Raw genomic sequence first — 26,758 nt, 5'->3', positions numbered from 1 at the left:
TCATTTTTATGGTTAAAAAGGCTAAAAATGAAAAACCAACTGCTTTTCAACTTGCGGATCGATTAACGTTACATGAAAACCAATTAACCGAACGCCACGCCCATTACGCCGTTCTAGCCAAACTTTATGCGCTTGCTCAATTAAATCAGCTTTATCCAATTTAGACCAAACATGTTCTTGTGTAGTTAGCTGAAAATCGTCAAACTTAAATTTTACGCCTTGCCGAGCAATCGATAAATCAGCACGCACTTTGCTTAACCGTTTTTCCATTTCATCAAATAATGGGTCGAACTGCAATAAACACTCTTCCCAACTATGAATATCATCAGTTAAAGTACGCTCAACGCCAACAGATTTACGTTGTCTATCACTACAAACTTCGCGATCATCGACACCTTGGCATCGTTCATATAGTATTCTTCCAAATTTACCGAATTGGGTAATTAATTTAGTTACATCATAATTAACAACATCATTGCATGTAAATAGTCCCAATTGGGCTAATTTCTTTTCTGTTACTTTACCCACTCCTGGGATTTTTTTTAACGATAACTGATCTATAAAACTATCCACGTTATCTGGCGTTATTACATATTGACCATTAGGTTTATTCATATCAGAGGCTATTTTGGCAAGAAACTTAAGTGGAGCAACGCCTGCCGATGCAGTTAATTCAAGTTCCTTGTAAATTGATTGACGGATATCTTGAGCAATCAAAGTAGCTGAACCATAACAAAGTTTGCAATCAGTTACATCAAGGTAAGCTTCGTCGAGTGATAAAGCCTCAATAGATTCAGTATATCGTTTAAATATTTGGTGGATCTGTTTGGAGACTTCTTTATAAACTGCATGCCTACCCGCTATAATTTTAAGGTTAGGACAAAGTTTTATGGCTTGAGCCATTGACATAGCACTGTGTATACCATACTGACGAGCTAAATAATTGGCAGTCGCAACCACACCTCGCTTACGAGGATCCCCTCCTACCGCAATAGGCATATTGCGATAACGGGGATTGTCTCTCATTTCAACGGCGGCATAAAAACAATCCATATCGACATGAATAATTTTTCGCATAGGGCTTCACAACACTCAAATATAACTGTATAAATATACAATATTATACCTTAAATATTTGTGTAAACAACCTAAGTGAATTACTTAGTTAATTTATCAAAATCAATTAAGCCATTCTTATCATAAGGATCGCCTATCCAACGAATCGATTCATGAAAATTAGGATTAACAATACTTTTTTCAGGAACATATAAGTTATAACTTAATCCAGCTAAATCAGACCAAGTATGAATCAAATCTTGAGTACTAAATTTTCGATCTACATAAGCTTGATAGTTATTAGGATGCGTTGCCACCCATGTTGGCGATTGCCAAAGCATAAATGGCACAGTATACATAGTTTTAGTTGGTGCTTTCTCGTTTCGCCCTAATACATTATGCGGTGGCGTTTGATAAACATCTTCACCATGATCTGAAAAATATAACATAAAACCATTTTCTTTACTGTTTTTGAAGATATTAAACAGTGTTGTTGTGACATAATCATTATAACTTATTGCATTATCATAACTATTATATACATCTACTTTATCGTCATCGAGAGGATATGGAATACTTTCCTTATCTTTAAAACGGTCATACTTACCGTCTTTTGGATAGCGGAACTCGTATTTCATATGCGTACCAAGCAGATGGATAACAATAAATTTCTTTTCAGCGTTGTCAGCCAGCACTTTTTTGAAAGGCTCAAATACCGATTCATCATATTGTCTTGAACTTTGATTACGATCGTTATTCATATAAAACTGTTCATCGGCTTGTTTAGAAAACATAGTCAACATGGTATTACGCTTGGTCATGGTCTGCTGGTTAGTGATCCAGAATGTTTTATACCCTGCTTGCTTCATTAGATTTATTAATGAAGGAGTTTTAAGGTATAAATCGGGATGTCGTTCATCAGCAAAAGTTAACGCTTGTTGCAAAATCTCGATAGTATAAGGTCTTGATGAAATCACATTGTTAAATACAACAAAATCGGCATTATCTTTTCTAAACTGCTCAATTTGAGGTGTGGTACTTCGACCATAACCATAAATACTCATTCTATTACGTGTTGTTGATTCACCAATAACTAACACCAACGTCCTAGGCGTGTTACCGTTAGCATCTTTTAAATTTTCAACAGGAGGTAAAGTGTCTAAATGACTTAAAATATTTTCCATATTATTAAGTTGAGATCGATAAGCCAAATAACTATTAATAAGTTGCCATGGCACAGTCGTTTCCATACGCGTTAGCAAATGAGCTCCAGCTTTTTCAATGGATGATTTTTTTATTGTCACACTAATAAACACAGGCATTATGGCATAAATAGCTATTACTAGTGATACAATCCATTTAGTGGAAGTTTTAATATAAACAGGTCTGACTTTGCTCCAAATATAAATACCCACTAAACTATAAATAATCAGTACTACAGCTAACTTAATACTAAAATACTGCTGAACGAATTCACTCGATTCACTATAATTTGATTCTGCCATAACAAAAAATACACTTTGCGAAAATTCTTGTCGATAAATCACAAAATAACCGACTGAAACCAAAGACAAACAACCGACAATAAGCCCAAAAATAGTCGCAATCTTTTTTGTATAATTAGGAAAAATCAAAACAGGAATAAGCCAAATCAAACTATAGATAATTGAATCGCGAAGTCCAATTGCATTAGAATGCCCCGAAAGAAAAATATATAACTGTAATGCACTAGAAAAATAAGTAAAAAATAAAATATTAAAGATAAGTGCTGACCAGCTAAATTTGTGGGTTGCTTTTATGTTTAGCATAGATATTTAATTTGCGTTCTTATTGATCATTAAATGCAATATACGCTTGGAAGATTAATAAAACCTTAAGCTTTAACCATTTAAATTTAAATATGTAACTTATTAAATGCTAAACTCTTACTTTTTGAGAGAATTTAAACCTAATATCTTTGCAATGTGATTATTTTCAGGTTGTTTTAGTTGGTTAGGTAAACCATTAAAAACGATCTGTCCATTATCTACCACCAAACAACGAGAAAAATAACTAAGCGAATCATTAAGATTGTGTGACACCATCATTAATGTCAAATCGAGCTCATCGCAAATTTGATCAACTAATGCTAACATCTCAAACCGTAATGCTTGATCGAGAGCTGAAAATGGCTCATCTAACAATAAAATAGGTCGACGTTGAATTAAACAACGAGCTAACGCAACACGTTGACTCTGACCACCTGAAAGGTGTTCAGGATAGCGATTATTAAAACCAGCTAAACCAACTTTAGCTAACATATCATCTATTGTTTGGCGCTCCGATATATTTAGTTTTAAACAAGGTTTTATACCTAAACCAATATTTTGTTCAACATTTAAATGATCAAATAAATTATTATGTTGAAATAAAATCGAAACGGGCCGCTTTCCTGGCTGAGTGTGAATCATATTTTGATGATTAAGTAAAATTTGCCCAGAGTTTGGTGAAATAAACCCAGCAATCAAGCTTAACAATGAGCTTTTACCTGCACCACTTGGCCCAACAATAACCACCTTTTCTTTTGTAATGATTTTGATATCAAAATACATTTTAAAATTATCATATCGATAATTAATTCGATTCAGTTCGATCATAATCTATCACAACCAGTAAGCTAAAAGATAATATTAACAATAATGCAGCTGTTACGGTACTTTCATGATAATGATAATGCGATATTTGCTCATATAAATAATAAGGTAACGTAGTAACTGACTGACCTCCAAATAACGCAATAATACCAAAATCACCCAATGATAATATTGCTGAAAAAGCAAAACTTTGGATAATTAACTTTTTTAGTGCTTTATATTCAATTAAATAAAAATGCCAAAAACCAGTAATATTAAGTGACTGGCTTAATTGCCAATAGCGTGATGTAACATCGTACATTGGTGCAGCAAGTTTTTTTAATATAAATGGCAGTGCCATTAAACTGTTACAAAGCATTGTCAAAACACAAACAAAGACAGAACTATAAGCGTACGGAAATAACAGTAAAAACAAACCAGACGCCAGCACCATGCTTGGAATAATTAAAATCAGCGATCCAACTAACATTAACCGATTACTCCAATTTATTTGCTGATTAATCAATAATCGGCTGTTTGTATAAAGTAATAATAAAGCTAGTAGCATTGCAATGCTAGCTGATCCAATAGCAATTAATAACGAAAATATAACTGCACGTTGAAAAGCCACTGAAAAAAATGACCACTGAAAGAAATAAATACCTTTTATTAATATAGTTATGATGGGTAGCAAAATAAATAATGCACCAATAACAATAATAACAATACTGGGCAAAACTAAACTAAACGAAACAGGTAAACGATAATTCTGCTTAATATAGCAAGTGTTAAATTTATAGCTATAATTAAACTTTTGCATCAGCCCCATAAAAAAAGCACAACAAACCAACTGCAAAAATGCTAAAAGCACAGCTTGTATCAGATCAAATTCACGGATTGATTGATAAATAGCAACTTCAAGTGTGGTATATTTAGGCCCTCCACCAAGTGCCAATACAATAGCAAAGCTAGAAAAACAAAGCATAAAAATGAGCGATGCCATAGGAAACAATTGTCGACGCAATAGTGGCCATTCCACCAATTTAAAATAAGTAAAACTCGAAAAATTTAATTGATCAGCTAATTGCTTGTGTTCGACAGGCACACTATTTAAGGTCTGATAAAACAAGCAACAAGCATAAGGGAAATTAAGAAATATATGTGCCAATAAAATACCTTTTAAACCATAAATGGATATCACAAAAGGCAAACCCAAATAATGACAAAACGACGCTAATAAACCATGTTGCCCATAAACAGATAATAACCCCGTTACCACAACCAACGTAGGAAAAATAAAGGTGATAGGCATAATGCGTAGCAATACATTTTTACCCAAAAAATTCACCATCGATAGGGCTTTAGCCATCAATATTGCCAATAATACAGATAGCAATGTTGATAACGTTGCTTGAAATACCGTTATCCAAACAACATGTAATAAATAGTTATCAAAATAAACAGTTAAATTATTAGACTCAAAAGCAACTAAACAAAGCGCAAATAGTGCTGATCCTAATACAACTAAAATCAAGCTTGCAGCACTAATGCCAGGGATTAACGTTCTTAATTTCAACATTATACTGAATAAAACTATTTACTAATGGTGGATTTCCATTCACGAACCCACCTCTTTTGGTTATTTTTAACTTGCTTAACATCAAACTCAAGTGCTTTATTGACTGGTTCAATTTGCTGAAAAGCTTCAGGCAACGTTATATTAATAATCGGATACATGAAATTTTTTTCAGCAAATTGACGTTGTACATCAGGCGTTAATAAATATTGTAAAAAAGCACGTGCCAATTCGGGATGCTGACTATACTTAGTAATACCCGCAACTTCGACTTGGCGATAATGCCCTTCGTCAAAAATAGCAGCAGCATAACGATGATCATTATCATTCATAATATGTGCTACTGGCGAAGTACTATAACTAAGCACAAAATCAGCTTCGCCTTTTAAAAATAGGCCATAAGCTTCGCCCCAACCTTTGGTCACTGTCACAGTATTTTTTGCTATTTTCTGCCATGCAGATGCGGAATCATCACCATATATATTTTTCATCCAATATAATAAACCTAACCCTGGAGTGCTGGTTCGTGGATCTTGATAGATAATTTTCCAGTTGGCTTTATTATCTACTAACTCATGCATGCTGTGTGGTGGATTACTGATTTTTTGTTGATCATAAATGAAAGCGAAATAACCAAAATCATAAGGCATGAAATCACTATCCCACCAGTCGGTATTTAAATTATCTGGTTTAGTGATTTGATGAGGTATAACTATTTGGGCTTGTTTGGCTTGTTCTAAAAAATTATTGTCTAACCCTAAGATCACATCAGCATTGGTTTTATTACCTTCAAGGCGCATTCGATTTAAAACCGCCACCCCATCACCTAATGTAACAATCTCAAGTTCACAGTTACACTGCGCTTCAAACCCCTTTTCAATCTCTTTTCCCGGTCCCCATTCTGAAATAAATGAATTATAACTGTAAACAGTTAAGGTTGGTTTTAAATTGGCAGCATTTGCCATAAAAGGTACCGAAAATAGCAAAGATAATAACGATTTTTTACAAAACATTTTGCCTCCAAAATAGCAAATAAAAGACAAAAGGTTTGAGCAAGAGCAATACTCAAATCCCTCCGCTGGCATGATCCAGTTCAGGTTCGGCGGGTTATGTTATGTTATCTAACATTCTCAGCCCTTCTGGGCACCCCGTTGAGAACATCGATTAGTGTAGAGGTTAGTATGAAGATTGTAAACATCAAAAGTGATAAAAATTTAATGCAGGAACAACCGCTTTATTTATTGAGGTTTAAAAAACGGCTATAAAAAATATACATGAAAAAAAAAACTAACGCCTTATCACTGACAAAAGATATGGCGTTTATATTATAAAGAAAAGGTAGCTATTACCGATTTGGCTAAACGTTTACCTTTACTTAAATTAGTTGATTGAGTAATAAAAAAATTAAGTTGTTTAGTTTCATCGAATGCTCCGTCAAGTTCTCTTGTAGCGAACTGATAACTTTGATTTGAATCTCCTGCTTTCGTACATTCTTTTATGATGGCATGTTTCGTGTGAAAAGTTTCAAGCGATGTTAACTGTTTGTATAACAAGGCTAAATTTAAAAAGCTTATCCCAATCATTTAACTGCGTTTCTACAAATTCGCGACCTTTCTTACAATCAATAACATCTAGCTGAATATTTGGTATCGTATATTTTTTAAGCTCAGAAAATTCAGGATGTTCATTTATAAAATCAACTTTTTCATTAAGCCCTTCTGTTTTTAAAGCTTCAATAAAGCTATCTTCTCGGAATAATTTGATTTTTCGATGCTGCCGTTTACCTCGTAATTCTCGAATAACATTGCCGTATTTGTCATACTGATAATGTCTGTCATCTTGAGTCAGCAGGCGGTTAGCCTTGAGTTTGCTGTGGGATTGTGGTGGTTTGTAGTGACACCATTGGTTTTGTGGGCATGTGATACGTGTTTTAATTCATCAAGAGGTATTTCACTGCCTAGTAAGTTATCTGCCCTCTCAAAATAGAAGTGTTAAAATTGAGATTTTTGTCAAAAACTTTCAGGTAACTATACGTTTTAGTATAAACCTATTTTTTAGTTGAACTAGATTTTCGGTTTTTCTTAATGCGGAATAAATAGCAAAAACAGTCGTTGAGGATTCTAAAAAGTATTTGTAAAAAAACATAGGGTATTTACACTTCATGGTTAAAATGTAGGAATTTCTAGTGTTGTTTATAATAATTTGAAAAAATATTATAAACAATGCTAGGAATCATGCATCAACAAGGCTTCAAGTTTTATTTAGCCGAAAACCGTGTTTGCTAACCAACGCTGTCCCAAAACACATCTTTAATCTTTGATTAAAGATGATCTAATCCAGCCCGTGCTTCTTTATATTGAAAGAATTAAAGCAAACCAGCAAATAAATGAAAAAATTCAGTTTACTCATTGGACTACTCATTTACAAAAATAAGCACCAATGAGTAAGTAGTCTTTATTTAGTTAAGTTTTAGTTATGACATTTATAGTAATTATAGATATGATAAATCTCGAACCATATCTTCAATATATACTTTTAATTCTGTTAATTGCTGGTCTTTTGCTGCTCGAAGCAAGCTATCTTTGGTTTGCAATGTTCCTTTACTGTAATTATGTAAATTTGATGGCACATTGCCAGAATAGATATAATCATGTTTTGCTGATGTTTGTACAACGTTAAATGATTTACTGTAACTATAGATTCCATGAGCTTCAATTTCAGTGGTCAAGGTTAATTTATTGCTGTGAGTCACCGTTTGTAAATTAAATTCTTGATCTTTATAGGTTTTAATTTGCTTTTTATTACCGTTTTCGTCAGCGAATTCAATAAATTTATCAAATATTTTTTCGGTTTTGGTTTCATTGTTAACTGATTTACCAAGATCAGAAAATTCAACATTTGTCGTTACACGGATCGTGACATCTGCTTGCCCTGGTTGGTAGATAACAAATTCTATAAAGTCTTTACTTAATAGATCTGTTACATAAGATTTTAATTCTGAAGAATTATAATAAACTTTTACTTTCCCTTCTCTTTTATATTTATCTGCTTGAAAATTTGCATCGCGAAACGATCCGTATTGGCGATAAGCCGAAGCAGCTGAAGCGTAATATTGGGCTACTTCTCGAAATTGATAACGACGTGTTGCCGTTCGAGCTAATTGTTGTGCTTGTTCATAAGCATTTTCTGCTTGTTGAGTACAGTGTTTTCTATCATTCTCAATAGAAAGTTTGTCACTATCTTTGTACTTGCCAAGAGGCTGATATACTTCCGAGGCATTATTAAATGCATCCGCAGCAGCTTTATAATTACCTTGCTGTGCTAACATTTTTCCTTGGTCATAATAATCTTTAGCAGCAAGTTGCATATATTTTTTATTTGCATTGTTATACAAACTTTCAATGTTTTTATAGTTGTATTGCTCAAATCCTTTTTTGTATAAATCGGCTTTTATTCTATAACTTTTACTATCGGTTCCTGTGATTGAATTACCATAATCATAGTACTCTTTTGCGATACTCTCTTGTAATTTAGTAAAATCATATTTATTATCAAAAAAACTAATTTCTTGGCTATAAAAGCGATCACTTAATCGCAGTTTCATTGCTAATAAATTTTGGTAGCATTCTATTCGTTTGGCATAATCCTGATTATTGGTATTTGATAAAGTTGTTTCATAATGTTGCATAACACTATTGACGATATTTTGTAGTCGTTGTACGTCTTTTTGACCTAATTTTGCAGTACCCTTATCCTCAATACTATCCGCCAATAAGTTGATGCTTTCTAAATATTTTCCTTCTTTATAAGCTTCTTCTGCTGTACGTGTATGACAAGCGGCTAATAAGAACATAAAAAAAACAGCTATAATTATACGCATAATTTTCCTTTCAATTCATTTTAGTTTATTTTTTTGCTTGTTCATCTTGTTATTAAGATGAAAACTGTTTAAATATAGATTGATTAATAAGCTAGTTGGTGAGTCTATTATAAATTAGCGTTAATTTATTAACTTTTTTTGCTAAAAATTGATTAACTAGTTACTCATTATTATTTGGCGATGAGTTTTATTTCAAATATAAAAGATTTGAATTATATTTTATGCAGGCACCCTTAAATAACTAAACTATTTAAGGGCTAAGTTAAGATTATTTTCGAGTTGCTTTTTGAGTTACTCTTTGCCGTGTTGTTTTAGTCTGTTGATTAAGTTTGACTCGTTTAGGTCTTACTATTCTTTTGTCAGAAGAAGAACTTGTGGTGAAACTTTTAGATTCAGGTGGCAAACCGACTAGTTCACGTAAGTAATTGACTGAGTTAATACCAAGTTCTAGCCAAGTTCCGCGTGATAATCCTTTGGGTAAAGTGATATTGCCATAGCGAATGCGTAGCAATCGACTAACTTGCACATCAATAGCTTCCCACATTCTACGAACTTCTCGATTACGGCCTTCTGTTATAACTACATTAAACCATTGGTTAATTCCATCACCACCTTGAGCTTTAATTGATTGAAATGAGGCTGGGCCATCTTCTAGTTGCACTCCTTTACGAAGTTGGTTAATTTGTTGATCGGTCACATTACCAAATACTCGTACTGCATATTCACGCTCAATCTCGTGCCGTGGATGCATTAATCGATTAGCTAATTCACCATCAGTTGTAAATAATAATAAACCCGATGTATTGATATCAAGTCGGCCAATGTTCACCCAACGAGCATTTTTTAATCTAGGTAACCGCTCAAAAACCGTCGCACGTCCTTGAGGATCGTTCCGTGAACAAATTTCGCCTTCTGGTTTATAATAAGCTAGTACTCGGCAAACTTCTTTTTCTTTACTTCTAAGCTGAACTAAATGACCATTGATACGAATTTTCGGATTGGCATTAACATCAACCCGATCGCCTAATGTGGCAATTTTTCCATCTACACTGATTTTACCTGCCACAATCATGGCTTCAATCTCTCGGCGTGATCCATTACCTAAATTAGCTAATACTTTTTGGAGTTTTTCAGTATTATCATGTGCCGATGTTTTGTGTATAATAGCTGGTACTCTTGAGGTTTTTGGTTTTTCATAGAGTTGCTTTTCTTTTGCGTTAACGCTATTTGTCTTTTTGCCAAGTAGTGGGAATGCTGATTTTCTATTTTTCATAAAATCCTCGCTGTTACCTTCTCAGGTATCAATTTTCTATTAATTATATTGTCGAGATATTGACAATAAAAAATGGACATTTATTCGAATGGCTTAGTGTCTCCACTTCCTTTACGAATAATTTTTGGATAATCATTAGTCAAGTCAATTACGCTAGTAGGTTGTTGACCTATATAACCACCGTGCACAATCGCATCAAGCTGATAACCTATTTTATCTTCTATTTCGTCGGGATCGGATTGTGCTTGGTCATCATTAGGTAAAATTAATGTCGCAGTCATTAATGGCTGCCCTAATAATTCGAGCAACGCTAAATCAATTTTATTATCAGGAATTCTTAGTCCAATTGTTTTGCGTTTTTCATTCATCAATCGACGGGGTACTTCTTTACTTGCCTGTAAAATAAAAACATATTTACCAGGGGTATTATTTTTTAGTAACCGAAAAGTTGTGTTATCTACAAAAGCATAACTAGATAGTTCAGAAAGATCACGGCACATCAAGGTAAAATTGTGATTTTTATCGAGTTGACGAATTTGACAAATTCGATCAACACCCGATTTATTGTCTAGTAAACAACCCAATGAATATCCTGAATCGGTCGGAAAAGCGATAACACCACCATCATTTAATATGTTGACAACTTGATTTAATAATCGAGTTTGCGGATTATCTGGATGAATATAAAAAGTTTGACTCATGATTTTCTTCTATATCAATATTATTGTTAATCTGATTTGCATGATTAAATTTTATATCGTTAACCTTATAGTGAAGCACGAATATAAATCGATTTTAATCCAGATTTATTTAGAGTTTCCAATTATTCCAAATGGGTGTAACACTACCGGGTAGTGGGGTTGTTTTCCCTAAATCTAAATAGGTGTCAACACCATGAAAATCCGATCCTTGTGAAGCCAATAGTTCAAATTCATTGGCTAATTTAGCTAATTTTTGTAAATCATCTTGTGTTTGCCTGCTTTGTGAAACTTCAATTGCATCACCACCACTAGCTTTAAACTCACTTATTAATAATTTCAATTTAGTTAAAGTGAGATCATAGCGACTTGGATGCGCAAGCACTGCTTGCCCTCCTGCTGCATGAATGGCATTAACTGCATCTGAAATACTACACCATGTTACAGGTACATAAGCATAACCACCTTTACCTAAGTACGTTTTAAAAGCGCGTTTGACGTCTTTAACATAGCCATTAGCAACTAAAAATCTTGCAAAATGAGCACGCGAAACAATGTCTCCTTTTGCAAATTGTTGTGCTTGTTGATAAGCATTTTGAATACTAACTTTAGCTAATTTATGGCTTATCGCCAACGCTCGATCGATTCTTCCTTGTTCTTGTGATGATAGCAGTGTCGTTAACTCAGGATGTGCAATATCAATATTTAACCCAACAATATGGATTTCGTTGTTTTTCCAAGAAGTTGATATTTCAACACCACAAGCTAATTTAATAGGTAAATTTTCGTTAGCAATCGTTTTTTGAGCTTCAGGTAAACCTTTAACGGTGTCATGATCGGTAATAGCCAAAATAGCAATTTGGTTATCTACAGCTCTTTTGACAAGTTCGCTAGGTGCTAAGAGACCATCCGATGCCGTAGTATGTGAATGTAAATCAACGATCATTTTTTTCTCGAAAATTATTTTTAAACGTGTAATATACCATACAATTTGCTCGACCACTAAAAGGTATATTATGAAAGATCGAATTCGTCTTGCTCAGCAAGATACTCTCGCTATTATTGAGGAGCTATTAGAAGATGGTAGCGATCCGCATGCGCTTTATATCATAGAACATCACATTTCATCACAACATTTTGATAAATTAGAAAAAGTAGCAGTAGAAGCCTATAAATTAGGCTATGAAGCAACCGACCCCGATGAAGATATTGACGATGCAGGCAATGTTGTTATCGCTTTTGATATTGTTACCGAAAGCCCACTCAATGCCGAACTAATAAATGCACAAATTTCAGAAATCATCGCACTTACTACCCAATTTGACGTCACATATGATGGTTGGGGCACTTATTTTGAAGATGGGAATGATGACGATCTTGATGAAGCTGAGCTTATGCAGACACTTCATTAAGTTTTATCAATACACTTTTTTATTACCTATTCTTATCGGTTAAACTACGGATAAGAATATTTGATTATCTCGACCTATTTCAATTCTGTTATACAGCTTATTTTTAAGTTTATTGATATAAAAACAATAAAAGAAATGACCAGCATTTCTTTTATTATTAAGATTTTTGTTTATAATCAAACATAAATAATGTAAAAACTACTTTTAAAATTAGCTTTCAGTATCAATTTCATCAAAACTTTTTACTAGTTCATCAATGGCTTTTATCTGTTTTAAGAAAGGTTCCAGTTTTGCTAATGGTAACGCTGACGGTCCATCACATTTTGCATGACTTGGATCTGGGTGGGATTCTAAAAATAACCCAGCAATACCAACAGCCATACCCGAACGTGCAAGTTCTGTTACTTGGCCACGACGTCCACCTGATGCTGCTCCCATAGGATCACGACATTGAAGAGCATGAGTAACATCAAAAATAACTGGTGACCCTTTGCTTGCTTTTTTCATAATGTTAAAACCAAGCATATCAACCACTAAGTTGTCATAACCAAAACAGCTACCACGATCACAAAGGATGATTTGATTGTTACCAGCCTCTTCAAATTTTTCAACAATATTGCCCATCTGCCCTGGACTGACAAATTGTGGCTTTTTGACATTAATTACTGCGCCTGTTTTAGCCATTGCAACAACTAAATCAGTTTGTCTTGCTAAAAAGGCAGGTAATTGAATTACATCAACCACATCGGCAACGGGTTGACACTGTACTTCTGTATGTACATCAGTAATAATTTTAACGCCAAATTGTTGTTTAAGCTCTTGGAATATTTTTAGCCCTTCTTCTAATCCTGGCCCACGATAGGAATGAATTGATGAGCGATTTGCTTTATCAAAAGAAGCTTTAAAAATATAAGGAATATTCAGTTTATTGGTAACGGTGACATAATGTTCACAGATTTTCATCGCCAAATCACGAGATTCAAGCACATTCATACCACCAAATAGTACAAAGGGTAGATCATTAGCGACAGTAATGTCACCAACGTTTACTTTTTTTTGTTGCATAATAAAATTTTCCTAGTTAAGGTTTAAACCAGCGACCAAGGGTGACTCTGTCATTACCGCTATAGTCGGTGAAGGTTTCTACTAATTGAAATCCGTGTTGTTTAAAAACAGTTTGCACTGCCTCGCCTTGTTTCCAACCATGTTCTATTAATAACCACCCATATTGGTTTAAGTGCTTAGTTGCACCTTGTACAATTAGTTTAATATCAGCTAAACCATCATCTTCAGAAACTAATGCGCTTCTTGGTTCGTAGCGTACATCACCTTGGGATAAGTGGATGTCTGTTGGCTCAATATAAGGAGGGTTACTGACAATCATTGAAAACTTTCTATTCTTTATTGGTTTGTACCAATCACCTTGTAAAAAATAAACATTATTCACCCCAATTTGGGCAGCATTTTTTTGAGCTAAGATTAGGGCATCTTTATTTTTTTCAATTGCGGTAAATAAACAGTCTTGACGTTCGGTTGCCATTGCAATAACTATCGCGCCTGTTCCCGTGCCAAGATCCAATACTTCACAAGGCACTTTAGGAAGATACTCTAAACCTAATTCAACTAATTTTTCGGTATCCGGTCTAGGTATTAAAGTGGCGTTAGAAACATGAAACTTTAAAGACCAAAACTCTTTTTCGCCAGTTATATAAGCGATAGGCTCACCATTTTTCCTGCGTTCTAAACATTCAGATAAAGCAATCAATTCATCATCAGTTAGCAATGTTTCACTGAACGCCATTAAAAATGTCCGCGTTTTTTGCGTAACAAAACTCAGTAAAATTTCAGCATCTCGCTTTGGGCTTTCACTATCTGTTAAGGTTTGAGATGCACTTTTAAGCCATTGTAAGTATGTCATTCATCTTGTTCCGATAAAGCTGCTAATTGATCGGCTTGATATTCCTGCACAATCGGATCAATTAGCATCTCTAATTTTCCTTCCATGACTTCGTCTAAACGGTAAAGTGTTAAATTAATTCGATGATCGGTTACTCGACCTTGTGGATAATTATATGTTCTGATTCTATCTGAACGATCGCCTGAACCTAATAGATTTCGACGTGTTGAAGCCTCTTCTTGTTGGCGCTTACGTAGTTCCGCATCTTGAATTCTTGCAGCTAAAACTGACATTGCTTTGGCTCTGTTTTTATGTTGCGATCGCTCATCTTGACATTCAACAACGATGCCTGTAGGAATATGGGTAATACGAATAGCAGAATCTGTTGTATTAACATGCTGACCACCTGCGCCAGATGAACGATAGGTATCAATTTTTAAATCAGCGGGGTTGATTTCAGGCATTTCTGCTTCAGGGACTTCTGGTAAAACAGCAACAGTACAAGCAGATGTATGAATACGACCTTGAGATTCTGTTTCTGGTACACGTTGGACTCGGTGTCCACCTGATTCAAATTTCAAATTACCATAAACACCATCCCCACTAACTAACATAATAACTTCTTTATAGCCACCATGTTCACCATCATTTGCACTCATAATCTCAACACGCCAATTCCGTGATTCGGCAAATCTTGTATACATTCGTGCTAAATCGCCAGCAAAAATAGCCGCTTCATCACCACCAGTTCCAGCTCTAACTTCGACAAAACAGTTATAATCATCATTAGGATCTTTAGGTAATAATAAAACTTGTAATTGCTTTTCTTGTTCTTCAACTCGACTTAATGCTTCGTTTAACTCCTCTTGTGCCATTTCACTCATTTCAGGATCAGATAGCATCATTTTAGCTGTCTCGATATCCTCTTGTGTTTGCTTCCAATCAGAAAAGCACTTAACCACCCCTGTTAATTGCGAATATTCTTTAGACAAAGTGCGAAAGCGATTTTGATCCGCAATAACCGAAGCATCTGACAATAATGCTTGAACTTCTTCATAACGCTCTTGTAGCATTTCTAATTTGTTGATAATTGAAGATTTCATAGAAGTATATTTTAGATGATAAAAATTAATTAAATTTGCGGAGCATTATATACTTAATCACTTTTAAAATACAGTTTGAGCTAGTTATCGGGCTTATATCGCATAAACAATATATAGCATGGTGAGAGGATAAACCGAAATATTATAGACATAATAAGAAGTATTTTATAAACTTAATATTGGTTTATTTGGGGCTTGGTGTTACAGTTAAAAAATTATTTTGTAACAAGTTTCTATTCCTTATCAATTACGTTAACTAAATTCTACGACAAGATAAATTTTAAAATCTAAAAAAATGATAATTGAAATTGAAAGTTTTTATGGTAATACATTAATTTCAGGCAAAGCTTCATCAATAGGGCAGTTAAAATCGCGTATGATGAAAGTTCTCAATGATGTAGGTTCCGAAAATTTTACTCACATATTTTGCTTTCGTTATGGTTATCAAATTTATCCGTATAATAAAAATATTGCTGTAGACTATGTGATTGATTTAGATATTTACCACGTTTATCAGCCTTACCATTAATCCCTAAAGATTAATTTATTTTCAAAAATTTCTCAAAAAACTAGATAAAATGATGTGCGTCTAGATTTAAAAGTACGAAGAATGACTTAACAGACAAGGCGTGTTCAAAAATTAAATTTTGATCAGCAAAAACATTCAGTTTTGACATATCAAATTCTGTTACCAACATCCAAATATTGTTTAATACTTTGTGAATCAAAATTCCAAGCTATTTAATCAAAGGCAGAAAGATAGAGTCGTGTTTTATGAATTTTATTTATAATAATTTCTATTACCAATACTTACTGAGTATTATTAGGCTGTCAACAATCAATAATAAATAGGTTTATGTTAGTATTTCTTCTATCAATTAATCATATTCAATTTTATATCTGCCTATAACATCAAAAATATGATCATAAGTACTAAGAATTATACGTTGCTTACCTTTTTTATGAACTTCGTCTACTAAATCAAAACTAGATTTTGAATATTTTTCATAAGGGTATTCATCTATTAGATAAATAGATAAGCTATCAATATCACTAAAAATAAATGTAACTTTAACTTCTGGAACATTTAAGATTTTTGGCTTACAGCCTGCTAGTGATAATGATGTATTGACCATCAAAGTGAATGGTATACATTCTAATTTAACGTCAGATAATATCAATGCATTTCGTGCATAAATAATGCCGTATTTTGTTTGTATTTCCTGTGTGTTCATATTAACCTCATTTTTTCAATTTATTTTGATTGGTATCGTTTTTTTGAAAAATCTCTTAATATACTTACAGACAAATTTATCTTAGATAAATCATCTAAATCATCTGAATAAAATCCTAAGTATTGTAATCTTTTTAATAATATAAAGACACCTGTTAATAACCAATACTAGGGTATTGACGTTTACCAAAGTTATCAAAAATATATAACTTATTTATCTCTCGTTTTCATTAAGATCAACACTTAGTTATTTGATTCATTTTTTACTGAAACGTATAGTTACCTGAAAGTTTTTGACAAAAATTATCTTATAAAAAAATAAAAATGCCGTTAGTTTGAGCTAACGGCATTTTATTAAGTATATAAATAACTTATTACTATTTCTTCTTCGCTTTAGCATTTGGTAAATCAGTGACAGAGCCTTCATAAATTTCAGAGGCTAAGCCAATTGATTCATGCAATGTTGGGTGAGCATGAATTGTTAATGCAATATCTTCAGCATCACAACCCATTTCGACAGCTAAGGTGATTTCACCAAGTAATTCACCGCCATTTGCACCAACAACCGCACCACCTAATAGGCGATTATCTGCTTTATTGAAGATCAGTTTTGTCATCCCTTCAGAGCAATCAGAAGCAATAGCTCGTCCTGAAGCTGCCCATGGGAAGATTGATACTTCATAATCAATACCTTTTTCTTTCGCTTCTTTTTCAGTTAAACCAACCCAAGCAACTTCGGGTTCGGTATAAGCGATAGAAGGAATGGTTTTTGGATCAAAGAAGTGTTTTTTACCTGCAATTACTTCTGCTGCCACATGACCTTCGTGTACGCCTTTGTGCGCAAGCATTGGTTGACCTACAATATCTCCAATTGCATAGATATGCGGAACATTGGTACGCATCTGTTTATCGACTTCGATAAATCCACGGTCAGTAACATTAACGCCTGCTTTTTCCGCACTAATTAATTTACCATTTGGTGTACGACCAATAGCCACTAATACCGCATCATAAGTATGAGTTTCGGTGCTGCCGTCTTTCTTTTCCATGGTGACATAAATTGCATCATGTTTTGCTTCAACGGTAGTAACTTTAGTTTCCAATCGTAACGTGAATTTCTTTTGGATCTGTTTAGTAAAGACTTTAATTACATCTTTATCTGCAGCCGGAATCACTTGATCAAACATTTCAACTACATCGACTTCTGAACCAAGTGCATGGTATACAGTCCCCATTTCAAGACCTATAATTCCGCCACCCATTAATAATAATTTTTTAGGAATGGTGGTTAAAGCTAAGGCATCTGTAGAATCCCAAATACGAGGATCATCATGTGGAATAAAAGGCAACTTGATTGGACGAGAGCCCGCTGCAATAATTGCATTATCAAAGGTGATCTTAGTGATTCCTTTTGATGAAGTCACCTCCATTGTATGACTACCAGTAAACTGTGCTTCACCTTGAATAACATTAACTTTGCGCATTTTGGCCATACCAGCTAGTCCATTAGTCAGTTGACTAATGACTTTTTCTTTCCAGCCACGCACTTTGTCTAATTCAAGTCTAGGTGTACCAAAATGGATACCATGTTCGGTTAATGATTTTGCTTCATCCATTACTTTAGCAACATGAAGTAATGCTTTTGATGGAATACAGCCTACATTTAAACAAACACCACCAAGTGTTGAATAACGTTCAACAAGGGTAACTTCTAGTCCAAGGTCGGCAGCACGGAACGCAGCGGAATAACCCGCTGGTCCTGCTCCTAAAACCACAACTTGTGTTTTAACATCTTGACTCATAATTTGATCTCCTTAATTACATCACTAAACGACGTAAGTCGGATAAGACGTTGACAATATGGCTTAAGAAGCGTGCACCATCAGCACCATCAATAACTCGGTGATCGAATGATAATGATAATGGCAACATTAGCCGTGGTGTAAACTCTTTGCCATTCCAAACTGGTTTCATGCTAGAGCGAGATACACCTAAAATACCAACTTCTGGCGCATTAACAATTGGTGTAAACGAGGTTGTACCAATGCCACCAAGGCTAGAAATAGTGAAACACCCACCTTGCATATCGCTACCCGTCAATTTACCTTCACGTGCCTTTTTAGAAATTGCCGCAAGCTCACGAGAAAGTTCAACAATACCCTTTTTATCAACATCTTTAAATACGGGTACTACAAGACCATTTGGTGTATCGACAGCAACACCAATATTAATGTATTTTTTGATAATTAAGGTTTGGGCATCTTCAGATAATGAGCTATTAAAGCGTGGATACGCTGTTAATGCACTTGCTACCGCTTTCATGATAAACACAAGTGGCGTGATCTTAAGATCAAGTTTTTTCTTATCTGCTTCTGCATTTTGTTGCTTACGGAATGCTTCTAAATCAGTAATATCTGTTTCATCAAATTCTGTCACATGCGGAATCATTACCCAGTTACGGTGTAAATTTGCACCTGATACTTTTTGAATTTTAGTTAATGGTAAACTTTCAACTTCACCAAATTTGCTAAAATCAACTTTAGGCCATGGTAATAGACCAGGTAATGCACCACCTGTAGCACCACTTTCAATTTGTTTAACAGCATTTTTTACGTAAGTTTGAATGTCTTCGCGTAAAATACGGTTTTTAGGACCTGTAGCAGTAACTTTTGCTAGATTGACACCAAATTCACGTGCTAAACGACGTACAGATGGTGTTGCATGAGCATAAGCATCGTTTTCAACAAACTCATTGCTTGATGAAGCAGGAGCTGATTTTGCAGCAACTGGTGCTGGCGTTGGCTCAGGTGCTGCTTTTTCAGCAACAGGCGCTGAGGCAGCTGGAGCCGATTGAGTAGCAGGAGCTGCACTAGATGTGGTTTCAAATTCCATGATTTTGGAACCTGTTTTCACTTTATCACCCACTTTTATCGTGATACTTTTAACCGTACCTGCAATGGTTGCTGGTACTTCCATTGAGGCTTTATCACCTTCAACAGTAATTAATGAATCATCAACAGATATAGTATCGCCCACTTTTACCAAAATTTCCGTCACTTCGACTTCATCACCACCAATATCTGGGACTTTTACATCTACCATTTGGCTAGTTGCAGTTGGTGTTACTTCAACTTTTGGTGCTTCTTCTGCTGTTGCTGTTGCTGTAGCTGGAGCCGCAGTTTCACCTCCTTGCTCATCAAAGACCATAATGTCTACGCCTGTTTTGACTTTATCGCCAATTTTTACAGTAATAGATTTAACAATACCAGCCTGTGGTGCAGGAATTTCCATTGAGGCTTTGTCACCTTCAACTGTCATAATTGATTGATCAGCTTCAACTTTATCGCCTATTTTAACCAGAATTTCGGTTACTTCTACTTCGTCACCACCGATATCAGGTAATTTGATTTGAATACTCATTATAATAACCTCTTATGCAATTCGTGGATTAAGTTTATCGGCATTGATTTCGAATTTTTTGATCGCATCTTCAACAACGCTAACTTCAATATCGCCACGTTTAGCAAGTTCACCCAATGCTGCAACCACAACATAAGATGCATCGACTTCAAAGTGATGACGTAAATTTTCACGGCTATCACTGCGACCAAACCCGTCAGTACCGAGCACTCGATAACTTTCAGCAGGTACAAATCCACGAATTTGCTCAGCAAACAATTTCATATAATCAGTTGAAACCACCGCTGGATTGTTATTCATAATTTGTGCAACATAAGGCACTTTTGGTGTTTCACTTGGATGTAACATATTATATCGTTCACAATCTTGACCATCACGAGCAAGTTCAGTAAATGATGTTACGCTATAAACTTCTGAGCTAATACCATAATTTTTAGCTAAGATTTCAGCCGCTTCACGAACATGGCGTAAAATAGAGCCTGAACCTAGTAACTGAACAGTCGGTTTGCCTTTTTGACCCTCAACGGTATCTAGTTTATAAATACCTCGTCGAATGCCCTCTTCTGCACCTTCTGGCATTGCTGGTTGTGCGTAGTTTTCATTGAGAGTTGTAATATAGTAGTAAACGTTTTCTTGTTCACCATACATGCGACGTAAACCGTCTTGCATGATTACCGCAACTTCATAAGCATAAGCAGGATCATATGATATACAGTTAGGGATGGTTAATGCTTGAATGTGACTGTGGCCATCTTGGTGTTGTAGACCTTCGCCATTTAGCGTTGTTCGACCAGAGGTTCCACCAATCATAAATCCACGTGCTTGTTGATCACCTGCTGCCCACATTAGATCACCAATACGCTGGAATCCAAACATTGAATAGTAAATGTAGAATGGAATCATTGGAAAATCATTTGTGCTATATGAAGTTGCCGCAGCAATCCAAGAAGCCGTTGCACCACATTCATTAATTCCTTCTTGAAGAATTTGACCTTTCTCATCTTCACGGTAATAAGCCACTTGCTCTTTATCTTGTGGTGTATATTGTTGACCGTGTGGATTATAAATACCAATTTGACGGAATAAACCTTCCATACCAAAAGTACGTGCTTCATCAGCTAGAATAGGTACTAAACGTGGAGCAAGTTCTTTATCCTTAAGCATAATATTAAGTGCACGGACAAATGCTATAGTGGTTGATATTTCTTTCGATTGAGCTTCAAGTAATGAAGCAAATTCACTTAATGGAGGAATCGAAACAGTTCCTGAAAAATGAGTTAATCTAGATGGTACATAACCATGTAACGCTTCACGACGCTCATGAATGTATTTGTATTCTGGCGTGTGTTCCTCAAATTTGATGTATGGTAATTTTTCAAGTGCTTCATCTGTCACTGGAATATTGAAGAAATCGCGAACATGACGCACGCCATCCATATTCATTTTTTTCACTTGATGAGCGATATTTTTTGCTTCAGCAGCAGCCCCCATACCATAACCTTTTATGGTGTGAGCAAGAATAACAGTTGGACGATCTTTAGTTTCTTTTGCTCGTTGGAATGCAGCAAACATTTTAGCTGGATCTTGACCACCACGGTTTAATCTAAAGATTTCTTCATCAGACATATCTTTAACTAATTCAGCAGTTTCAGGGTATTTTCCAAAAAAATGCTCGCGAACATAAGCACCGTCTTTTGATTTTAATGTTTGATAATCACCATCAAGTGTTTCATTCATTAGTCGAATTAACTTACCAGATTTATCTTTTTGTAGAAGTTTATCCCAACGGTCGCCCCAAAGAACTTTAATTACATTCCAACCAGCACCAGCAAATACACCTTCTAGTTCATTAATAATTTTACCATTACCCGTTACTGGACCATCTAAACGTTGTAAATTACAGTTGATAACAAAAACTAAATTATCTAGTTTTTCACGTGTTGCAACGGTAATTGCCCCTTTTGATTCTGGCTCATCCATCTCACCATCACCTAAGAAAGCATAAACAGTTTGTTCAGAAGTATCTTTCAACCCACGATTTTCTAAATATTTTAAAAAACGTGCTTGATAAATAGCATTAACAGGACCAAGCCCCATCGATACTGTTGGAAATTGCCAAAATTCTGGAAGCAATTTAGGATGAGGGTATGATGGTAAACCTTTACCATGAACTTCTTGACGGAAATTATCTAACTGCTCTTCGGTTAAACGTCCTTCAATAAAGGCTCGAGAGTAAATACCTGGTGAGATGTGCCCTTGGAAGTAAATTAAATCACCGCCATCTTTTTCATTACGAGCACGGAAAAAGTGGTTAAAACAGACTTCATAAAAAGTAGCTGCAGATTGGAACGATGCCATATGGCCACCAAGCTCTAAATCTTTCTTTGAAGCTCGTAACACCATCATAATTGCATTCCAACGGACAATTGAACGAATACGTCTTTCTATTTCCCAATCACCAGGATAAGCAGGTTGCTCTTCTACTGGAATAGTATTGACATAATTACTTGTTGAAGATCCAAAAAGTACTGGAACACCTCCATCTCTCGCCTTATTAACTATTTGTTCAATAATATACTGTGCACGTTCGATTCCTTCTTCTCGAATAATAGACTCAACACTTTTGAGCCAATCTTGTGTTTCAATGGGATCGACATCATTCATTTGCATGTCCGACATATAAAAACCTCTTTTTTTGTTTAGAAAAATGCATTATTTGCTATTCTTAATTACATTAAAAAACGTAGCTAAAAAAGCTTAAACTCTGCATTACGGAGCTTCATTAATATCAGTCTGCCATTTTAAAAAAAAAAGTAAAGCAAACTACCTCTTTGAAAAGAATGTTACTTCCTATCAAATTAATCAACTATTTCAATACTAATAATAAAATAAATGGTATTTATCTGATAAATAAATAAATTTTAATTAATACTAAATTTAAATATTATTTCTAACAGCTATACTGAGAATAACTACAAGTTGTCAAGTTATTACAAAATCTGTTATATAATTGTAAAAATTTCGGTAGCATTACTTGAAGGCAACAGAAAAAACTATGACCATTAATAATGTCATAATCAAAGACTTAAAAATTAAACCATATGTGTATACCTATCAAGCTATGCATGACTTTACAAAACGACGTAATGAGCATTCTCTTGATGAAATCTGGTTAGTCGAACATGAGCCTGTATTTACCCAAGGTAAAGTTGGTAAAGCTGAACATTTATTAAATCAGACAAATATCCCTGTTATTCAGACCGATCGCGGTGGTCAAATTACTTACCATGCTCCAGGTCAACAAATCATGTATATTTTATTTGATTTAAAAAGACTTAAGATAGGTATCCGAGATGTAGTTAGTTATTTAGAAAATAGTGTCATTCAAACATTGCTCCATTATGGTATTATAGCTCATGCAAAGTCTGATGCGCCGGGAGTTTATATTAATGAAAAAAAAATTTGCTCACTTGGGCTGCATATTAGTCGAGGTTGTACTTTACATGGACTAGCATTCAATGTTGATATGGATCTTTCCCCTTTTAATAACATTAACCCTTGTGGCTACGCTGGATTACAGATGACGCAACTAAAAGAATATGTCTCTCAAATTAATCATAAAGAGATAAAACAACTATTAACTAATAATTTTATTAAGCAGTTACCTCAAAGATAAGATACCAATTATGCAAAATAATGAAACAATAATCAGAAGTTCAAAATATCGCGATGCAGACAAGACACGCTTAATTCCAACTGTAACATTAGAAGATGTCGCACCACTAAAAAAACCTGAATGGATGCGAATTAAATTATCTGCTCACTCTGATAATATAGCACATATTAAAAACACCATGCGCAAACATGGATTACATTCAGTCTGTGAAGAAGCGTCTTGCCCTAATTTGGCTGAATGTTTTAATCATGGCACGGCTACTTTTATGATTTTGGGCGATATTTGTACCCGCCGTTGCCCATTTTGTGATGTAGCTCATGGTAGACCATTACCGCCAGACAGTAAAGAACCAATTAAGCTAGCGCAAACCATTCAAGAAATGAATTTACGTTATGTTGTCATTACCTCGGTTGATAGGGATGATTTAAAAGATGGTGGAGCTAGCCATTTTGCTAATTGTACTCGAGAAATCAGAGCATTAAACCCAAATATAAAGGTTGAAACATTAACACCTGATTTTCGTGGTTGTATTGATGAAGCAATTGATGTCTTAAGTAATAATCCACCTGATGTATTTAATCATAATTTAGAAAATATACCTCGCTTATATAAGAGAATTCGCCCTGGCGCTAACTATGAAGGGTCACTTAAATTACTGGCAGCATTTAAAGAACGACATCCTGAAATTCCTACAAAATCTGGTTTGATGGTAGGACTTGGCGAAACAAATCAAGAATTAATTCAAGTGTTAAAAGATCTACGCAGTCATGGTGTTACTATGTTAACGCTTGGTCAATATTTACAACCAAGTAAATATCATTTACCAGTGGAACGTTATGTTTCACCACAAGAGTTTGAAGAATTAAAGCAAACGGCATTAAATATGGGATTCACTCATGCAGCTTGTGGGCCATTTGTACGCTCATCTTATCATGCCGATTTACAAGCAATGGGCAAAGAAGTGAAGTAATCTTCACCTCTTTTTATTATTCTATTCAAAAGCTAAATCAATTATCCACAACCATAAAACGGCGATTTTCAGTGATGATTTGCAAAAAGATTGGTAAGCTAATTTTTTCTTCTTTTTGCAATTTACCATTAATATCATAAATTTTAGAACGACCAAAAGCATCTAAAACAACCGTTTTATCATCATAAAGTGCAGCTATAGTATTTTCATCACCAGCAACTAGCCATTGTCTAGGTTTTCGAGTAAATAGGTTTTTACCTTGACTGTATTGTTGAGGTGGCGTAGTAACATAAAATGCGTCTTGCATTAATGTAAGCATAATATCAGTTTGCGAAGTTGCTTCTGTTATTTGGGTACTTTCTTTATGTGGCCATGATATAATCAATGGTACTTTTAATGATTCTCTCTTAAAGTCGCTACTTGTATTGCGTGATGCTACTTTCTTCACCTCGTCAATTTTAATATCATTCGAACCAGTAATAACAATAATCGTATCATCATAGGCATTAGATAATCTTAAATATGCAATTAATGATTCGATATATTGATCTAACTTTTTAGCTTCTGATTGAAGATCAGAAATCGTGATTTTTTTATTTTTACTACCCAATGAATATTGGATTATAGAAAACAAAGGTGCATGATTAGCAAGGCTATTTTGTTCTTCATGCCAAGCCCTCCAGTTTTCTGTTATTTGTTTATTAGATTGTTTTTTAGGTTGTGGTATTGAAAAATTAGATAACAAAGCTGAACGATATAAAGGCTCAGCAAAACCATCTTCCGAAAATAGACCTAAGTTGTAGTGCTGTTTTGTAACGACATCAAGCAATACAGACGGTTTATGTCCAACAAGAATACTATTATAGTAGTTAGGATCTAATCCATAAAACAATGAAAAATCATTTAAATAGGATTGATTACTTGCACCATAATGATTAGCAAAGAAAATATTATCTTGAGAAAACTCATTTAACCACGGCATATGTTTAGTTAATAAATTAGTATTCCACCCGTCAATAACAATCATTAACACATTATTTTTTATTGGCTTTTGATTATAAACAATACTTCCCAACGGATATTCAATTGCCATCGCAAAAGGATTCCCTTCTTGAGCAACACGATCACGATAACCATTTTCTTTAATAAAACCATAGCGCTCAAGAAAATGGCGAGCAGTTAAAGGATAAGAAAGAGGAAGACTTGAGCGTTGCATAGTAATTGGTCGATAAAAATTAGCATCAGCCCAGATATGAATCAAATGTGAGGCAACGAAACAAAGAATAAAAAGAATTACTACGGGCTTTGCATAGCGTTTACGTTTACTTAAGCTACGTAATTTTTTCCAGCTCCATACCGAAAATAAAATTTCAATTAACAAAATAAACGGAATAGCAATAAATACCGTACTTAAATAAGTAACTTTTTGCGATGAAAATAATTGCCAAATAGATAAATTAAGGTGCATTCTAAAATGCGAAAAAACTTCAATATCAATAATTAGTAATGAAAGACCTACTGTTGCAAAAACAGTTGCTATAATCCTTTGCCATCGAGATGAATGAATGAAAAAACTTAACGGAAAAAGCAGAATCAAATAAGCAATAAAGGTCAAATAGCTGAAATGCCCGATTGCACTAATGATTGCATAAAATCGGCCCATAAAAGTACGAGGCCAATCTGCAATAAATAAATATTGACTACCTAGTAAAATTACAACAAAAATATTAAACAACGTAAACCAATGCCCCCAACTAACAATTTGTGAGGCACGATAGTCTTTGAAGTAAGTATTTTTGATTTTGAGCATATTAAGTCGTTGCTAATGGTGATTATTAAGATAAATAAACAATAAATTATGTTTTAGTTTACCTGATTTTAAAAAATCTTTCTGTAAATTTTTTATTTGCTACCATAAAGATTTTGGTAATTTGTTGGCGATACATCGGAT

General features: G+C 34.5%; 22 protein-coding genes and 1 riboswitch. Of the genes, 4 read left to right on the top strand and 18 right to left on the bottom strand.

Annotation, left to right across the window (positions count from 1 at the left end):
• Positions 1-21 precede the first annotated feature (21 nt).
• From dinB to rnm, 10 genes are all read right to left on the bottom strand, one after another.
• A complete protein-coding gene (dinB, locus tag A9G25_RS04035) occupies positions 22-1,077 on the bottom strand; it encodes a DNA polymerase IV (RefSeq protein WP_065625839.1) in 1,056 nt (351 codons plus the stop codon).
• 80 nt (positions 1,078-1,157) lie between these two features.
• Positions 1,158-2,864, bottom strand: coding sequence for a phosphoethanolamine transferase CptA (gene cptA / locus A9G25_RS04030; protein WP_065625838.1), 1,707 nt, complete (start codon positions 2,862-2,864; stop codon positions 1,158-1,160).
• Between the two features lie 117 nt (positions 2,865-2,981).
• Complete coding sequence (gene thiQ, locus A9G25_RS04025) at positions 2,982-3,692, bottom strand: thiamine ABC transporter ATP-binding protein ThiQ (protein WP_065625837.1); 711 nt, start codon at positions 3,690-3,692, stop codon at positions 2,982-2,984.
• The gene (gene thiP, locus A9G25_RS04020) at positions 3,670-5,247 is read right to left on the bottom strand and encodes a thiamine/thiamine pyrophosphate ABC transporter permease (protein ID WP_065625836.1); all 1,578 of its coding nucleotides are present in this window, start codon (positions 5,245-5,247) and stop codon (positions 3,670-3,672) included. Before thiP ends, thiQ begins: the two co-directional genes overlap by 23 nt.
• Positions 5,248-5,261: 14 nt before the next feature.
• Positions 5,262-6,257, bottom strand: a complete 996-nt coding sequence (thiB, locus tag A9G25_RS04015; protein ID WP_065625835.1) for a thiamine ABC transporter substrate binding subunit — start codon at positions 6,255-6,257, stop codon at positions 5,262-5,264.
• A 39-nt stretch (positions 6,258-6,296) separates the two neighbouring features.
• A riboswitch (TPP riboswitch) is annotated at positions 6,297-6,405 on the bottom strand.
• A 164-nt stretch (positions 6,406-6,569) separates the two neighbouring features.
• Entirely contained in the window at positions 6,570-6,827 is a 258-nt protein-coding gene (locus tag A9G25_RS04010; protein WP_065625834.1) for a hypothetical protein, read from the bottom strand.
• Positions 6,828-7,735: 908 nt separating this feature from the next.
• Positions 7,736-9,124 (bottom strand): hypothetical protein, encoded by a 1,389-nt coding sequence (locus A9G25_RS04005; protein WP_065625833.1) that lies wholly within the window; start codon positions 9,122-9,124, stop codon positions 7,736-7,738.
• Between the two features lie 268 nt (positions 9,125-9,392).
• Positions 9,393-10,397 carry a 23S rRNA pseudouridine(2605) synthase RluB gene (gene rluB, locus A9G25_RS04000; RefSeq protein WP_081297138.1) on the bottom strand — a complete coding sequence of 335 codons (1,005 nt, stop codon included), beginning with the start codon at positions 10,395-10,397 and terminating at the stop codon, positions 9,393-9,395.
• Positions 10,398-10,477: 80 nt separating this feature from the next.
• The gene (locus tag A9G25_RS03995) at positions 10,478-11,098 is read right to left on the bottom strand and encodes an L-threonylcarbamoyladenylate synthase (RefSeq protein ID WP_065625832.1); all 621 of its coding nucleotides are present in this window, start codon (positions 11,096-11,098) and stop codon (positions 10,478-10,480) included.
• Between the two features lie 109 nt (positions 11,099-11,207).
• The gene (gene rnm, locus A9G25_RS03990) at positions 11,208-12,041 is read right to left on the bottom strand and encodes an RNase RNM (protein WP_065625831.1); all 834 of its coding nucleotides are present in this window, start codon (positions 12,039-12,041) and stop codon (positions 11,208-11,210) included.
• Between the two features lie 70 nt (positions 12,042-12,111).
• Between rnm and rraB the strand changes: the two genes are divergently transcribed.
• Complete coding sequence (gene rraB / locus A9G25_RS03985) at positions 12,112-12,507, top strand: ribonuclease E inhibitor RraB (RefSeq protein WP_065625830.1); 396 nt, start codon at positions 12,112-12,114, stop codon at positions 12,505-12,507.
• A 210-nt stretch (positions 12,508-12,717) separates the two neighbouring features.
• On the opposite strand, the gene kdsA is transcribed toward rraB, so the two are convergent.
• The 3 genes from kdsA to prfA are packed head-to-tail and all read right to left on the bottom strand — an operon-like array spanning position 12,718 to position 15,507.
• Positions 12,718-13,572, bottom strand: a complete 855-nt coding sequence (kdsA, locus tag A9G25_RS03980; protein ID WP_065625829.1) for a 3-deoxy-8-phosphooctulonate synthase — start codon at positions 13,570-13,572, stop codon at positions 12,718-12,720.
• Between the two features lie 16 nt (positions 13,573-13,588).
• Positions 13,589-14,425, bottom strand: coding sequence for a peptide chain release factor N(5)-glutamine methyltransferase (gene prmC, locus A9G25_RS03975; RefSeq protein WP_065625828.1), 837 nt, complete (start codon positions 14,423-14,425; stop codon positions 13,589-13,591).
• Positions 14,422-15,507, bottom strand: coding sequence for a peptide chain release factor 1 (gene prfA, locus A9G25_RS03970; RefSeq protein ID WP_065625827.1), 1,086 nt, complete (start codon positions 15,505-15,507; stop codon positions 14,422-14,424). The genes prmC and prfA overlap by 4 nt, the downstream gene beginning before the upstream one ends.
• A gap of 295 nt (positions 15,508-15,802) precedes the next feature.
• On the opposite strand from prfA, the gene A9G25_RS12975 reads away from it, so the two are divergent.
• On the top strand, positions 15,803-16,036 hold the full coding sequence (locus A9G25_RS12975) for a hypothetical protein (protein WP_065625826.1): 234 nt from the start codon (positions 15,803-15,805) through the stop codon (positions 16,034-16,036).
• A gap of 349 nt (positions 16,037-16,385) precedes the next feature.
• Here the strand turns inward: A9G25_RS12975 and A9G25_RS03960 are convergent, their stop codons facing one another.
• The 4 genes from A9G25_RS03960 to aceE all read right to left on the bottom strand — a co-directional run bounded on the left by A9G25_RS03960 (position 16,386) and on the right by aceE (position 22,840).
• The gene (locus tag A9G25_RS03960) at positions 16,386-16,742 is read right to left on the bottom strand and encodes a hypothetical protein (protein WP_034909822.1); all 357 of its coding nucleotides are present in this window, start codon (positions 16,740-16,742) and stop codon (positions 16,386-16,388) included.
• A 376-nt stretch (positions 16,743-17,118) separates the two neighbouring features.
• Complete coding sequence (gene lpdA, locus A9G25_RS03955) at positions 17,119-18,543, bottom strand: dihydrolipoyl dehydrogenase (RefSeq protein WP_065560236.1); 1,425 nt, start codon at positions 18,541-18,543, stop codon at positions 17,119-17,121.
• A 16-nt stretch (positions 18,544-18,559) separates the two neighbouring features.
• Positions 18,560-20,161, bottom strand: coding sequence for a pyruvate dehydrogenase complex dihydrolipoyllysine-residue acetyltransferase (gene aceF, locus A9G25_RS03950; protein WP_065625825.1), 1,602 nt, complete (start codon positions 20,159-20,161; stop codon positions 18,560-18,562).
• A gap of 12 nt (positions 20,162-20,173) precedes the next feature.
• On the bottom strand, positions 20,174-22,840 hold the full coding sequence (aceE, locus tag A9G25_RS03945; RefSeq protein ID WP_034909932.1) for a pyruvate dehydrogenase (acetyl-transferring), homodimeric type: 2,667 nt from the start codon (positions 22,838-22,840) through the stop codon (positions 20,174-20,176).
• Between the two features lie 376 nt (positions 22,841-23,216).
• On the opposite strand from aceE, the gene lipB reads away from it, so the two are divergent.
• Both lipB and lipA read left to right on the top strand, forming a co-directional pair.
• Entirely contained in the window at positions 23,217-23,837 is a 621-nt protein-coding gene (lipB, locus tag A9G25_RS03940) for a lipoyl(octanoyl) transferase LipB (protein WP_065625824.1), read from the top strand.
• Between the two features lie 10 nt (positions 23,838-23,847).
• Complete coding sequence (gene lipA, locus A9G25_RS03935) at positions 23,848-24,807, top strand: lipoyl synthase (protein ID WP_065625823.1); 960 nt, start codon at positions 23,848-23,850, stop codon at positions 24,805-24,807.
• Between the two features lie 37 nt (positions 24,808-24,844).
• Here the strand turns inward: lipA and A9G25_RS03930 are convergent, their stop codons facing one another.
• Positions 24,845-26,617, bottom strand: coding sequence for a DUF3413 domain-containing protein (locus tag A9G25_RS03930; RefSeq protein ID WP_065625822.1), 1,773 nt, complete (start codon positions 26,615-26,617; stop codon positions 24,845-24,847).
• Positions 26,618-26,758: the final 141 nt, after the last annotated feature.

Origin of the sequence: Gilliamella sp. Bif1-4 (assembly GCF_001690535.1) — a bacterium.
Taxonomy (GTDB): domain Bacteria; phylum Pseudomonadota; class Gammaproteobacteria; order Enterobacterales; family Orbaceae; genus Gilliamella; species Gilliamella bombi.
Note: the sequence above shows the minus strand (reverse complement) of the source record. Positions and strands in the feature narration are given on the sequence as shown.